This window comes from Actinokineospora sp. UTMC 2448, from assembly GCF_024760565.1.
Lineage (GTDB): Bacteria > Actinomycetota > Actinomycetes > Mycobacteriales > Pseudonocardiaceae > Actinokineospora > Actinokineospora fastidiosa.
This window is the reverse complement of the sequence record NZ_CP031087.1, coordinates 1,965,517-1,978,801: the sequence shown is the minus strand read 5'-3', so window position 1 is coordinate 1,978,801 and position 13,285 is coordinate 1,965,517. Positions and strand designations below refer to the sequence as shown.

At 73.7% G+C, this 13,285-nt stretch carries 9 protein-coding genes; 2 read left to right on the top strand and 7 right to left on the bottom strand.

The window, feature by feature from the left end; all coding sequences use genetic code 11:
- Positions 1 to 13 precede the first annotated feature (13 nt).
- From Actkin_RS09420 to Actkin_RS09400, 5 genes are all read right to left on the bottom strand, one after another.
- Positions 14 to 985 (bottom strand): alpha/beta hydrolase, encoded by a 972-nt coding sequence (locus Actkin_RS09420; RefSeq protein WP_258906733.1) that lies wholly within the window; start codon positions 983 to 985, stop codon positions 14 to 16.
- Positions 982 to 7,548: a type I polyketide synthase gene (locus tag Actkin_RS09415; RefSeq protein WP_258906732.1), complete on the bottom strand. Its 6,567-nt coding sequence runs from the start codon at positions 7,546 to 7,548 to the stop codon at positions 982 to 984. The genes Actkin_RS09420 and Actkin_RS09415 overlap by 4 nt, the downstream gene beginning before the upstream one ends.
- The gene (locus tag Actkin_RS09410; protein WP_258906731.1) at positions 7,549 to 8,652 is read right to left on the bottom strand and encodes a fatty acid desaturase family protein; all 1,104 of its coding nucleotides are present in this window, start codon (positions 8,650 to 8,652) and stop codon (positions 7,549 to 7,551) included.
- Positions 8,653 to 8,671: 19 nt separating this feature from the next.
- A complete protein-coding gene (locus Actkin_RS09405) occupies positions 8,672 to 9,757 on the bottom strand; it encodes a ferredoxin reductase (RefSeq protein WP_258906730.1) in 1,086 nt (361 codons plus the stop codon).
- A 354-nt stretch (positions 9,758 to 10,111) separates the two neighbouring features.
- A complete protein-coding gene (locus Actkin_RS09400; protein WP_189213071.1) occupies positions 10,112 to 10,876 on the bottom strand; it encodes a GAF and ANTAR domain-containing protein in 765 nt (254 codons plus the stop codon).
- A gap of 318 nt (positions 10,877 to 11,194) precedes the next feature.
- On the opposite strand from Actkin_RS09400, the gene Actkin_RS09395 reads away from it, so the two are divergent.
- Positions 11,195 to 11,572 (top strand): STAS domain-containing protein, encoded by a 378-nt coding sequence (locus Actkin_RS09395; protein WP_189213072.1) that lies wholly within the window; start codon positions 11,195 to 11,197, stop codon positions 11,570 to 11,572.
- Here the strand turns inward: Actkin_RS09395 and Actkin_RS09390 are convergent.
- A complete protein-coding gene (locus Actkin_RS09390; RefSeq protein ID WP_189213073.1) occupies positions 11,558 to 11,971 on the bottom strand; it encodes a VOC family protein in 414 nt (137 codons plus the stop codon). The genes Actkin_RS09395 and Actkin_RS09390 overlap by 15 nt on opposite strands.
- A gap of 135 nt (positions 11,972 to 12,106) precedes the next feature.
- Between Actkin_RS09390 and Actkin_RS09385 the strand changes: the two genes are divergently transcribed.
- Positions 12,107 to 12,655 carry a dihydrofolate reductase family protein gene (locus tag Actkin_RS09385; RefSeq protein ID WP_258906729.1) on the top strand — a complete coding sequence of 183 codons (549 nt, stop codon included), beginning with the start codon at positions 12,107 to 12,109 and terminating at the stop codon, positions 12,653 to 12,655.
- Between the two features lie 35 nt (positions 12,656 to 12,690).
- On the opposite strand, the gene Actkin_RS09380 is transcribed toward Actkin_RS09385, so the two are convergent.
- The gene (locus tag Actkin_RS09380; protein ID WP_258906728.1) at positions 12,691 to 13,254 is read right to left on the bottom strand and encodes a TIGR03086 family metal-binding protein; all 564 of its coding nucleotides are present in this window, start codon (positions 13,252 to 13,254) and stop codon (positions 12,691 to 12,693) included.
- Positions 13,255 to 13,285: the final 31 nt, after the last annotated feature.

Here is a 13,285-nt window from a genome sequence, read left to right as displayed (position 1 = left end):
GTGGGTTCCTCCGTTAGATGCCCAGGCCGTCGGCCAGGACGGGCCACGATCGGCGCAACGCGCGTTCCCAGTACGGCCAGGAATGCGTTCCGGGGGTGTAGAAGTCTGTGGTGGCGGGGATGCCGGAGCGGCGCAGCTTGTCGGCGAACCCGCGGGAGTTGGTCAGCGCCACGGACTCCAGCAGGCCGGGCACGATGGGCTTGCCCGCGTCGTCGAGCGGGCCGCGGGCGCCGTCGCCCGCGGAGATGTAGAGCCGGGCGCCGCGCAGCAGGTCGACCTTGTCGTACGGGTTGTGGTCGCGCCAGCGGGCGCGGTTGAGCCACGGGTCGCCCCAGAGCAGGCCCCAGACCGGGAAGCCCTGGGAGATCAGGTTCAGCTGGGTGACCTCGGGCAGCCCGGGGGCGAGCACGTTCGGCGCCGCGCTGTAGGAGGCCACGGCGCCGAAGCGGCCGGGGAAGCGGGTGGCGTACTCCAGCGCGCCGTAGCCGCCCATGGAGAGCCCCGCGATGGCGGCCCGGTCGCCCGCGCCGTAGCCGCGCTGGAGGATCTGCCACAGCTCCACCATGTGGAACTCGCGCCAGTCGGGCCGGTCGGACAGACCCCAGTTCCACCAGTCGCTGTACATGCCGATGGCGCCGCCGCTGGGCATCACGACCAGCACCGGCTGATCAGCGGTGAACGCGGCCACGTCGGTGAAGCGGGTCCAGGACTCGTAGTCGGCGGGCTCGCAGCAGCCGTGCAGCAGCCAGAGCACCGGCCACGACCGCCCGGCGCCGGGCTCCCAGCCCTGCGGGACCAGCAGCCGCACGGGCGCGGTCGCGCCGAGCGCGGGCGACTCGACGCGCAGGTCGATCGTGCGCTCGTCGACGCGGGTCTCCGCGACGACGCGGGCGCCGTCGTCGGCGGACACCGGCTGCGCCGCGGCGGTGGGCGTGAGCGCGGCCGCCAGCGTGACGGCGGCGAGGACGACGGCTCGTCGGTTCATGTCAGCTCCCGGGCGATCCGGTCGGCGACCACGGCGACGTGCGGCGGGTCGATCACGCTGATGTGGTCGCCGGGCACCGCGACGACCTCCAGGGCGGGGCAGAACTCGTCCCAGCCCAGCGCGTCGTCGGTGCGCAGGTAGCGGGGGTCGAGGGTGGTGGTGAGCGGGTGCGGGTCCTTGGCCCGGAACAGCAGGACCGGGCCCGCGTACGGGCTCGGGGTGTAGCGCTCGGCGATGCGGGCGTCGGCGAAGGACGTCTGCTGGTGCTCCAGCACCGCGTCGCCCATCCGGGACACGCGTTCCCGCAGCCGGGCCGTGACCAGCGCGGACCGCTCGTCCTCCGTCATCCCGGCGAGGTCGGGCAGGCCGAGGTCGACCTGGTAGGTCTGCTCGACGTACTCGGTGAACCGGGCCAGGCGCAGCAGTTCGTCGTGCTCGCCCGCGCGCAGCGGCAGGATGGTGTCGATCAGGAACAGCAGCCCGACCTCCGCGCCGCGCGCGGTGAGCAGCCGCGCGGTCTCGTAGGCGAGGATCCCGCCGAACGACCAGCCGCCCAGCCGGTACGGCCCCTCGGGCTGCCGCTCGGTGATCAGCTCGACGTAGCGCGCCGCCTTCTCCTCCACAGTGGACAGGTCATCCAGGCGTTCGAGGCCGTAGGAGGCGACGGTGGGCAGCAGCCGGGCCAGCGGCCGGTACGCGGCGGTCGGGCTGCCCGCGGCGTGGAACAGGAACACCGGCGGGCCCTCGCCGCCGAGGTGGCGCACCGTCCCCTCGCCCGCCTCGAGCCGGGCACGGACGACGTCGGCCATCCCGGCGATGGTGGGCTCGGCGAACAGGTCGCCGACCTCGCCGAGTTCGTCGGTCACCGCGGCTGCCAGCCTGCGCGCCGCGGCGTCGTCGCCCGGGAACGGCTCGTCCACCGCGACCTCGGCGTCGCCCAGCACCTGCCGCCAGCGCAGGGCGACCCAGCGCTCGGCCAGGTCCCGCGTGCCCGGGCGGGCCGGGCGGCGCGCCGGGGTGAGCGCCACGCCCGCGATGTGGTCGGCGATGTCGGCCAGGCTGGCGCCGCGCAGCAGCAGGGGCAGCGGGATGGTGGCGCCGAAGTCGCGCTCGACGGCCGCCCTGGCGCGCATCGCCAGCAGCGAATCCATCCCGAGCGCGGTGAGCGCGGTGTCCGGGGGCAGCAGGTCGGGGGCGAGGCCCATCATCTCGGCGACGACCGCGCGCACGTGCTCCCCGATGACGGTCCTGGCGCGTTCGGGGTCGTCCACGGCGAGCGTGCGCAGGGCGTCGATGCCTGCCCACGGTCCGGCCGCGGGCCGGTTCCCGGCGAGGAGGGCGAAGAACGGCCGCTCGGCGATGCGCGGGAACAGCTCCAGCACGGTGTCGGCGTCGAGCCTGCTGATCCCGGTCTCCCCGCGGCCCGAGGCGAGGACGGCGGCCAAGGCGGCCGTGCCCTCCTCGGTCGGCATCGGCTCCAGCACGGGGTTGGCGGGGGCGTTGGCCCAGGCGCCCCACTGGATGGTGGCGGCGGGCAGGTCCTGGGCCCGCCGCCACCCAGTGAAGGCGTCGAGCCAGGCGTTGGCGGTGGCGTAGGCGGCCTGGCCGGGGGAGCCGAAGAGGGCCGCCGCGGAGGAGTAGGCCAACCACCAGTCCAACTCGACGCCCTGGCACGCCTCGTGCAGGCGAAGCGCGCCCTCGGTCTTCGCCCACCAGACCGCGGCCAGGTCAGCCGCGGTCATCGCGAGCACGGCCCCGTCGGCGAGCACCCCGGCCGCGTGCACCACGCCCCGCACCGGATGTGGCCCGGCGGCGTGCACCATCCGCTCGGCCACCCCGGGCTCGGCGATGTCCCCGAGCACGACCTCGACCTCACACCCGATCCCATCCACCGCCACCCGCGCGTCGGGCGTCATCCGCCTACTGGACAACACAACCCGGCTCGCGCCGTGCTCAGCCAGCCAGCGGGCGACGACGATGCCGAGCGCGCCGAGGCCACCGGAGACCAGGTAGGCCCCGGCCCGCACGACCGGAACGTCCCGGTCGGGCAGGTCGGCGCGGGTGAGTTTGCGGGTGTAGCGCTGGTTGCCGCGCCAGGCGGTTTCGTCGTCGGGGGTGTCGGCGGTCAGTTCTCTGGCGATGGCGGCGTCGGTGTCGGTGTCTACCCAGCTTGCTCGGAGTTCGGGGTGTTCGAAGGCGAGGACCCGGACCAGTCCGCGTAGGGCGGCGACGTTCGGCTGGCCTGCCTCGCCCGGTCGGATGATCGCGGCGTTCCGGGTCGCGATCCACAGGCGGGGTGCGTGCGGCAGCGCCACGAGGTCGCGGACGACCTCGGCGACGGCCAGCACCGCTGCCCGCGCGGCCCCGAGGTCGGCGGGCGATCCGGGCAGGACCGCGACGCCGACCCCGGTCCCGTCACCGACGGCCGCGACGAGGTCGCCGCGCGCGGACAGGGGCAATACCCTGCAGTCCGGCCCCAACCCGGCGACGACCTCGGCGGGATCGAACCCGTCGGCCACGAGCAGCACCCAGGCCAGCCGCGCACCGCCGGACCTGGGCTCGGCGGGCGCCCACTCCGCCTGGTAGGCAAGCCTGCGCGGGGTGAACGGGACATCGGCACGCCGCACCTCGTCCAGCTCCACGCCTTCGAAGGACACCAGCGCCACCCCGTCGGCGTCGCTGAGCCACACGCCCCCGGCACCGGCCGTCGCCCGAGTGGCCCGACGCGGATCACTGAGCACCCGCACCCGCCCGATCCGGCCGGCCCGCCGCTCCCCCACCCCGACCAACACCCGCAGCGCGGCCTCACCCAACTCGGGATGGAGGACGAACCCCGCCCCCCTGGGCTGCTCGACAGCCACGTCATGCCCTGACCGGGAGAAGTCTCGACCGGCCCCACCCACGCCCGCACCGCCCACCAAAACCGAGCCCGACCGAAAGACGCCTCCGCCAGCCCAGCCCGCACCCGCCACCAAGTCCGATTCACCGCCCGACGGGAGCACACCCCCACCGGACCCACCCCCACCCACCACCGAGACCAACTCACCGCCCGGCGGGACGAACCTTCCACCGCCCGCCATCAAGTCCGACTCACCGCCCGGCGAGAAGGCACTCCCACCGAACCCACCCGCACCAGCCACCGAGACCGCCTCACCACCCGACCGGAAGAACCCCCCACCGGACCCATCCCCGCCCGCCACCAAGTCCGACCCACCACCAGACCGGAAGAACCCCCCACCGGACCCATCCCCGCCCACCACCAAGTCCGACCCACCACCCGACGGGAAGGCACTCCCACCGAACCCACCCGCACCAGCTACCGGGCCCGATTCACCACCCGACCGGGAGGAGACCCCTCCGCCCTCACCCAGGCCGGCGGCGGCCACGGAGTCCGTCTCGCCGTCCGCACCGCGGTTGTCCTTAATAGACCCCGTGGCCACCGTGGTCCAGTTCTGCCCGGAGCGCGCGGAGATCGTCAGGTGGTCGCCTTCGGCGACCACCGACACCTCTGTGTCCTCCTCCAGCGGCAGGAGGCGGTGCAGGACGACGTCGCGGAGGGCGGGTGGGTGGCCTAGGTCCTGGGCCGCCGCCAGCAGCAGTTCGACGGCAGCCGCGACCGGCAGCACCGGGACCCCGTGCGCGGGGTGCTCGGCCAGCCAGGGGTGCTCGGCCGTCCCGACCCGGCCGGACCAGACCACGTCGGTGGTGCCCGGGATCTCCGCCCGCCTGCCCAGGAACGGGTGCCCGGAGCGCGGTGGCGGGGTCGACGCCCAGTACCGGCGGCGCCGCCACACCGGTGGCGGCAGGTCGGCCACCAGGCGGTCCGGGTAGCGGCGTCGCAGGGCGTCCGGGTGTCCGTGGGCGTGCACGGCGGCGAGGGCGGTGGCGAAGTCGTCGTCGGGTGCGCGGCGCAGGGTGGGGATCACCGTGACGGCCAGGCCCGCCGCGGTCTGCTCGATCGCGGCCGTGGCGACCGGGTGCGGGGCGATCTCGACGAAGGCGCGGTGCCCGTCGTGCAGGGCGGCGGCGACCGCCTGGGTGAAGCGGACCGGGCGGCGCAGGTTGGCCGCCCAGTAGGCGTTGTCGAACGCGGGACGGGCGCGCGGGTCGTCCAGCACCGTCGAGTACCACGGCGTGGCCGTGCCGCGGGGCCGCAGCGCGCCCAGGGCGTAGCGGAGCCGGTCCAGCATCGGGTCCACGGCCGCGGCGTGGCCCGCCCCGGTCACCGGCAGCGTCCGGGCGAGCCCGCCGCGCCCGCCGACCCGCTCGACCAGCGCCGCCACCTGCTCCGCTGGCCCGGTGACCGTGCACTGCGTGGGCGAGCCGTAGACGGCGACGGTCACGCCCGGGAAGTCGTGCAGTTCCTCCGGCGTCGCCTCGACCACCGCCATCGCGCCGCCCCCGGCGTCGTGGACCGCCGCAAGCAGGCGGGACCGGTGCCACATCACCCGCAGACCGTCCACAGGAGACAGCGCCCCGACGGCCACCGCCGCGGCCACCTCACCCATCGAGTGGCCGATCACCGCAGCGGGCCGCACGCCGTACGAGCGCCACAGCTCGACCATCGCCACCTGCGTGCCGAACAGCGCGAGCTGCCGGGCGGCCAGGCCGTCTGCCTCGGTGAGCGCGACCAGCCCGGACCCGGTGACCTCGGTGAACACCGGGTCCAGCGTCCGGACGGCCGCGGCGAAGGCCGGTTCGTCGGCGAGCAGCCGCCGGGCCATCCCCGACCACTGGGAGCCGTGCCCGGAGAAGACGAACACCGGGTCGGACCACGCCCCCGAGCCGGTGAAGGCCGTGCCGCCGTCGGCGATGGCGCGCAGGCGCTCACGCAGCTCGTCCGCGTCCCGCGCGGGCACCGCCGCCCGCACCGGACCGGGGTCGGCGGCGTGCAGCACGGCCGGGGCGACGATGTCGCCGGGCCAGTCGGCGAGCGCGCGGGCGCGGTCGCGCAGCCGCTCGACCGACCGCGCCGACAGCGCGACGACCCTCGGCCGGTCCCAGACGTCCGGCGCGGGGATGCCCCGCGGCCACTCCTCCACCACCACGTGCGCGTTGGCGCCGCCGAACCCGAACGCCGACACGCCCGCGCGCGCCACCCCCGGGTACCGAGGCCAGTCCGTCTCCTCGGTCACCACGCGCAGTGCGGAGAAGTCCACGTGCGGGTTGGGCTCGGTGAAGTTCAGGCTCGCCGGGATGCGGGAGTGCCGCATCGCCAACACCACCTTGATGAGCCCGGCGATGCCCGCCGCACCCTCCAGGTGCCCCAGGTTTCCCTTGACCGACCCGATCAGCAGCGGTCGCTGCGGGTCCCGGCCCACGCCGAGCACCGAGGACAGCGCCCCGGCCTCGATCGGGTCGCCGAGCAGCGTGCCGGTGCCGTGCGCCTCGACGTAGTCCACCGCACCCGCCGTCACGCCCGCCTTGGCGTACGCGCTCGTCAGCAGGCGCTGCTGGGCGATCGGGTTGGGCGCCATGATCCCGTTGGACCGGCCGTCGGAGTTGACCGCGCTCCCCCGCAGCACGGCCAGGACCCGGTCGCCCGCGCGCCGGGCGTCGTCGAGCCGCTTGAGGACGACCACGCCGCAGCCCTCGCCCCGGACGATCCCGTCGGCCGAGGCGTCGAACGGCTTGCACCGCCCGTCGGCGGCCAGCGCGCCCGCCCGGTGGAAGGTGGCGGTGATCCCGGGCGAGAGGAGCGCGTTGACCCCGCCTACGACGGCCATCGACGCGTCCCCGTCGGCCAGCGCGCTCATCGCCAGGTGCACGGCGACCAGGGACGACGAGCACGCCGTGTCCGTGGTGACGCTCGGGCCGTGCGCGCCGAGGGCGTAGGAGACGCGGTTGGCCGCCAGCGACGCGGCGGCGCCCGTGGCCGACCACGCCTCGACGCGGTCGAGGTCGGTCATGGTCAGCTGGCCGTACTCGGTGGCCGACAGGCCGACGAACACGCCGCAATCGCTGCCCCGCACCGAGTCCGGCGGGATGTTCGCGTGCGCGAGCGCGTCCCAGACGACCTCCAGCAGCAGGCGCTGCTGCGGGTCCATCAGCTCGGCCTCGCGCGGGCTGATGCCGAAGAACTCCGCGTCGAACCCGGCGATGTCGTCGAGGAAGCCGCCGAAGCGCGGCAGCCCGTGCTCGGCCACCCGGGGCGCGAACTGCTCCCACCGGCCCTCGGGCACGGTCGAGATCGCCGAGCGCCCGTCGATCAGCGACGACCAGAACGCGTCGGCGGACGCCGCCCCGGGGAAGCGGCAGGCCAGGCCCACCACCGCGATCGGCTCAGCCGTCCGAGCCCGCGCGGGGTCGATCGGCGCGGCGCCGTGGGCGAGCGTGCGCGCGAGATCGGCGATCGTCGGCGCTGACCAGACCAAAGTAGACGGCTGGTCGCGGCCGATCAGCTCGCCGATCCGCGCGGCCAGCATGGTCGCCGAGCGCGACGACACGCCGAACTCGTGCAGCGGCCGGTCCAGGTCCTCGGCAGTGACCGGCCGCCCGAGCAGCCCGGTCAGCCAGTCCGCCAGCCAGCCGCGCCACTCCCGCTCACCGCCGGGCGCGCCCACTCACGCCGCCTTCGGGATCGCCGACAGCTCCGAGCGCCCGACCGGGCGCGGCGGCAGGGCCAGCCGGAAGATCTTCCGCCACACGCTGCCGATCTGCCTGCCCAGCGGCCCGGTGTTGTACCGCAGGCCGTACCGCTGGCAGATCTCCCGCACCCTCGGCGCGATCTCCTGGTACCGGCGGGCGGGGATGTCCGGGAACAGGTGGTGCTCGATCTGGAAGCTGAGGTTGCCCGTCAGCACGTGGAACAGCTTCCCGCCGGTGATGTTGCTGGAGCCCAGCAGCTGCCGGTAGTACCACTGCCCGCGCGTCTCGTTCTCGCACTCCTCCTGGGTGAAGTCGGCCACACCCTCGGGGAAGTGCCCGCAGAAGATGATGCTGAACGCCCACAGGTTGCGGACCAGGTTGGCGACCGCGTTGCCGGTCAGGGTCGCCAGCGCGCCGGGACCGCTCAGCAGCGGGAACAGCACGTAGTCCTTGAGCGCCTGCCTGCCGCTCTTCTCCCACATCCGCCTGCGCAGGGCCTTGGTCGACGCCCACGAGCGGCGCCCGGTCATGAGCCGGTCGAGCTCCAGGTCGTGCAGCATGACGCCCCACTCGAAGAACACCATGAGCAGGAAGGCGTAGACCGGGTTGCCCAGGTAGTACGGCCGCCAGTACTGGGCGTCGACCATGCGCAGCAGGCCGTACCCGATGTCGCGGTCCTTGCCGATGATGTTGGTGTAGGTGTGGTGCACGTAGTTGTGCGTGTGCCGCCACTGCTCCGACGGGCACACGGTGTCCCACTCGAACATCTTCGAGTTGAGCTTGGGATCGCCCATCCAGTCGTACTGGCCGTGCATGACGTTGTGGCCGATCTCCATGTTGTCGAGGATCTTGGAGACCGACAGCGCTGCCGTGCCCGCCACCCACGCGGGCGGGAACCAGCCCGCCCACAGCAGCGCCCGGCCGAGCGCCTCGAACCGCTGCTGCGCGGCCACGACCCGGCGGAGGTAGGCGGCGTCCGGCTCGCCGAGGTCGGCGACCAGCTCGCGGCGCAGCGCGTCGAGCTCGCGGCCGAGTTCGGCGAACTGCTCGGGGGTAAGCGATGGGATGCGGGCGGCCATGACGGCGTCCTCTCTGGTGTCAGATGTCCAGCTCGACGTCGCCGCACGCGGTGGTGACGCACAGCTGGACCCGCTCGCCGGGCTCGGCGCTCACCGCGCCGGTGAGCGTGTTGCGGACGGCGCCACCGGCCTTGACGGTCGTGCAGGTGTGGCAGACGCCCATGCGGCAGCCGTACTCCGGGCTCAGCCCCGCGGCCTCGGCCTGCTCCAGCAGGGAGCGGCCGTCGTTGGCCGCGCGCACCCCGCTGCGGCGGAACCGCACCTCGCCGACGGCGTCCGCGCTGGGGACGGTCACCGGGACGAAGCGCTCCGCCAGCAGCCGGTCGGCGAGCCCGTCGGCCGCCCAGAGGTCGGCGACCGCGTCCATCAGCGGCGCGGGGCCGCAGACGTAGGTCAGGGCGGCGGCGTGGTCGGCGCCCGCCAGGTGCTCGCGGCGGAACAGGCCGTCGAGCGCGCCCGCGCCGGGGGCCTCGGTGTAGGCGATGCGGAGCGTCACCCGGCTGTCGGCGGCGGCGATCGCGGCCAGTTCATCGGCGTAGACGACATCGCGCGGGGTGAAGGCGTAGTGCAGGAAGGTGATCCGCGAGTCGTGCGCGCGGGCGGTGAGCGTGCGCAGGATCGACATGACCGGGGTGATGCCGCTGCCGCCGCTGATCAGCAGGAGGCGCGCGGGCAGGACGTCGGGGAGCACGAACTCCCCCTCGGCCGGGGACAGCGTCACGACCATGCCGGGCCGGGCGTGCTCCTTGAGGTGCCGGGAGACGGCGCGGTTCACCTTCGCGGTGATCTCGACGTCCGCGCTGCCCTCCGCGCTGGCCACCGAGAAGAACCGGGTGCGGAGCACGCCCCCGACTGCCACCGTCAGCCGCACGTGCTGCCCGGCCCGCGCGCCGGTCCAGTTGGCGTTCGGCCGCAGGGTCAGGGTGACGGTGTCCGGGGTGTGGTGGGCGACCCGGACGACGACCGCGCGGATCTCCCGGACCGACCACAGCGGGTTGACCATGCCCAGGTACCGGTCGACGCCGTGCGGGGCGGTCAGCCCCGTGACGATCGGGGACTCCAGCACCCGCCGCACGGCCGTCCGCACCAGGCCCGAATTCGCCACGCCAGCCACCTCGCCGAATTCTTTCACCGGAACGGCGCGCGATTGCTCCATTCGGCGCGCCGCGATCGAGGATGGCCGAGCGCGAAGATCGGTGTCAATGGTGCGGCGGCGGCCCAGAACTACTCCGGGAGTGCTGTTCGGAGGGAATTTGTCACCCGGGGACAGCCGCGCTTTCCAACTCCACGGCCGGATGAGCGTTTACCGCCGAACGGGCGCCGACGTGCGCCGATGCCACTTGTCAGCCACCTGAGCCAGTCCGGGTTCCCGGTTGTGCCGAGGGTTACTGCGCAGGCGACTGGTGTCGGCATAACAAATTTCGACGCCCACCACGTCCGAACGGGACAACTATTCCGGTCAGCCTGCGGGCACCGGTGTCGTGTCCGGATCGCCGAGGCCGAATCGCGCCAGCGCCGACCCGAGATCGCCTTGTTCGTGCGCGCTCACCAACGTCGCGGCCACCTGCCGCAGTTTGGAATTGGTGTTCTGCGACGCTCTTTTGAGCAGTTGGAACCCCGCGTCCGCGTCGGCCCCGAAGTGCCGCATGAGCAGCCCCTGGGCCTGGCCGATCGCCTGGCGGGTGTCCAGCGCCGTCCGCAGCTGGTCGACCAGGCCGCGGCTGTCGTGGTAGAGCTGGGCGTTGTCGAAGACCGCGCCCGCGTGCAGGGTCAGCAGCAGCACGATGTCGTAGGCCGTCTCGCCGAACTGGTTCGGCGTGTCGGAGAACAGGGTGAGCACGGCGGCGGTCGAGCGGCGCGTCGGGATCGGCAGCGCCAGGACGCTGCGGTAGCCGCGGCCCGCGACGTGCGCGCTGAACGCGGGCCAGCGCTGGTCGGTCGTGGTGTCGTCGATGCGGCGCGGCTCGCGGTACTCCAGCGCCTCGGCGATCGGGTCGATGGCGGCAGGCGCCTCGCCCACCCGGTCGAGCTCGACGGCGGCGACGGTCTCGGCGCCGTCGGCCGTGCGCACGGTGATGGTGGCCTCGGTGACGCCGGGCACAGTGAAGGCGAGCCGGGAGACGAACCGCGAGAGGACGGCGTTGACGTCGTCGTCCTCAGCCAGCCGGGTCACCTCGGCCAGCTCCTGCGCCAGCGTCAGCACGCGCCGTAACGCCCCAGACATCGCACATCCTCCACGGCAGCGGCAACGCGCCAGACAACCCGGCCTTGCCGCTCGTTCGGGGCCGGAGGCGACCGTCATGGTCGGGATGCTGCGCTGCCGAACACCCGTTGGCCGCGACTGTACCGAACGCCGGTCTGCTCTAGGATCACCAGTGCCGCGGTTGGGCAGTCAGCCGGGCAGCCCTGTGGACCCGTCATGGGCACAGCGCTGCGGGCCGTCCTCCCCCGATCCTCCCCAACGGGTGCCTCGTGGACGGCGGTCCTGAATCCACGAGAACCCCGGAGGGCCGCCCATGTCCGTCGCGCACGCCAAGACCCGATGACCGACCCGGCCGCGCAGGTCCCCTCGGTCGACCGCGGCGCGCTGAGCGTCACCGCCGCGTCGCCGGAGCCGTCCACGCTGGTGCTGGCCGTCGACGGCGAGCTCGACCTGGTGACCGCGCCGCGACTGGACGCCGTCCTCGCCGCGGCCGTGCTCGTCGGCAGGCACACCCGCGTGGTGGTGGACCTGACCGGGGTGTCGTTCCTCGGGGTCGCGGGCATCACCGCGCTCCAGCGGCACCGGGCCAGGACGGACGAGCACGGGATCGCCTTCCGGCTGGTCGCCACGGGCAGGCCGGTGCTGCGCCCGCTGGCCCTGCTCGACCTCGAGGACGCCTTCGACGTCCACCCGACGGTCGGGTCAGCCCTGCGGTGAGGAGATGTTGACCATCCAGGTGATGCCGAAGCGGTCGACGCAGGCGCCGAACTCGTCGCCCCACATCTGCTTCTCCAGGGGCATCTGCACGGCGCCGCCCTCGGACAGCCTCGTCCAGTAGCCGCGCAGCTCGTCGGCGTCGTCGCCGCTGAGGCTGATCGCGATGTTGTCGCCGGGGTTGTGGGCCATGCCGGGCGGGGTGTCCGACGCCATCAGGGTGAAGCCGCTGGCGGTCTCCAGCGTCGCGTGCATGACCTTGTCCGCCTGGGCTGGGTCGTCCGCGCCGTACTCGCCGAAGGTGTTGAGCGTGAGGGTCCCGCCGAAAACGGACTCGTAGAACTCGACCGCCTGCCGGGCGTCGCCGTCGAAGCTGATGTAGGGGTTCAGTCGCGATGCCATCGTGGTCTCCTTCCGGTAACCGGCATCGTCGCAGATCAACGGGCATCCGGAAATTTCTCGCTGCGCGGTGTCGAGAACGCCCGGGCCGCTCCGACCCCTCGCTGACAGCATCCCGACAAGACATCGGAGCCCGCCATGCGCAAGGTCATCCACTTCGTCCACTCCTCCGTCGACGGCTACATCGAGGGCCCGGAGGGCGAGTTCGACTGGCCCGCGATGGGGCCGGAGCTGTCGGCGTACTCGCTGGCCCTGAGCGAGCGGGCGGGCACGCTGCTCTACGGGCGCGTGGTGTGGGGGTGGATGGCGGGCTACTGGCCCACCGCGGAGTCGGTGTCGGACGACCCGCACGACCTGGCGTTCGCCCCGATCTGGCGGGCCACCCCCAAGGCCGTCCTCTCCCGCACGCTCACCTCGGCCGAGCACGGCGCCCGCGTCGTGCGCGCCGAGGACCTGGCCGAGCTGAAGGCGGGCGACGGCGGCGACCTGCTGCTCATGGGCGGCACGGAGGCCGCGGCGGCGCTGACCGACCTCGGCCTGGTCGACGAGTACCAGGTGGTCGTCCACCCGGTGGTCCTCGGCGGCGGCAGGCCGGTCTTCGCCCCCGGCAAGTCCCGCATCCCGCTGCGGCTGGCCGAGACCCGCGCGTTCGACGGGCGCTCGGTGCTGCTGCGGTACACGGTCTAGACGGGCGGCCCGGCCCCCCGGGCCGCCCCCTTCCGCTAGGCCGTCCAGTCGGCGCGGCGGCCGGTCAGGGCGAGCAGCCGCTCCTGCGGGTCGGCGTCGCCGCCCGCGGCCAGGCGCGGCTTGAAGACGTTGCTGTCGTCGGACCACAGCTCCGGCACGTCCGGGAACTGGCCGACGATCCCCACGGCGGCCTCGACCAGCTCGGGGTCGAGCGCGATGTCGGCGCCGATGGCCCTGGCGAGGTCCCAGCCGTGGACGAGGACGTCGGCGAAGTGCACGGTGAGCGCGGTGCTGCCGGGCACCGTGCGCCCGATGACGGGCATCTCGAACGGCGCCTCCATGGCGGCGTCGTCGGCGAACGCGCTGGTCAGGGCGGCGGCGGAGGTCCGGTAGTCGCGGCGCACGTCGTCGCCCGCCTGCGGGGCGGCGCCGGTCAGCCGCTCGATGGTGCGCTGGTTGTTCTCGACCATGTGCGCGATCACGTCCCGCACCGTCCACTTGTCGCACGGCGTGGGCAGGTCGAGCTGGTCGTCGGTCAGCTTGTCGATGATCCCCCCGGTCGACTCGATGGCGCGCCGGTCGAGGTCCCTGATGTCCATGTCCCCTCCAGAGATATCCGAACGTTCGGTC

Excerpts from the sequence above, each read along its gene's own strand:
- Actkin_RS09420 (WP_258906733.1), bottom strand. The coding sequence starts at position 985 with ATGAACCGACGAGCCGTCGTCCTCGCCGCCGTCACGCTGGCGGCCGCG.
- Actkin_RS09410 (WP_258906731.1), bottom strand. The coding sequence starts at position 8,652 with ATGGCCGCCCGCATCCCATCGCTTACCCCCGAGCAGTTCGCCGAACTC.
- Actkin_RS09400 (WP_189213071.1), bottom strand. The coding sequence starts at position 10,876 with ATGTCTGGGGCGTTACGGCGCGTGCTGACGCTGGCGCAGGAGCTGGCC.
- Actkin_RS09395 (WP_189213072.1), top strand. The coding sequence starts at position 11,195 with ATGACCGACCCGGCCGCGCAGGTCCCCTCGGTCGACCGCGGCGCGCTG.
- Actkin_RS09390 (WP_189213073.1), bottom strand. The coding sequence starts at position 11,971 with ATGGCATCGCGACTGAACCCCTACATCAGCTTCGACGGCGACGCCCGG.
- Actkin_RS09385 (WP_258906729.1), top strand. The coding sequence starts at position 12,107 with ATGCGCAAGGTCATCCACTTCGTCCACTCCTCCGTCGACGGCTACATC.
- Actkin_RS09380 (WP_258906728.1), bottom strand. The coding sequence starts at position 13,254 with ATGGACATCAGGGACCTCGACCGGCGCGCCATCGAGTCGACCGGGGGG.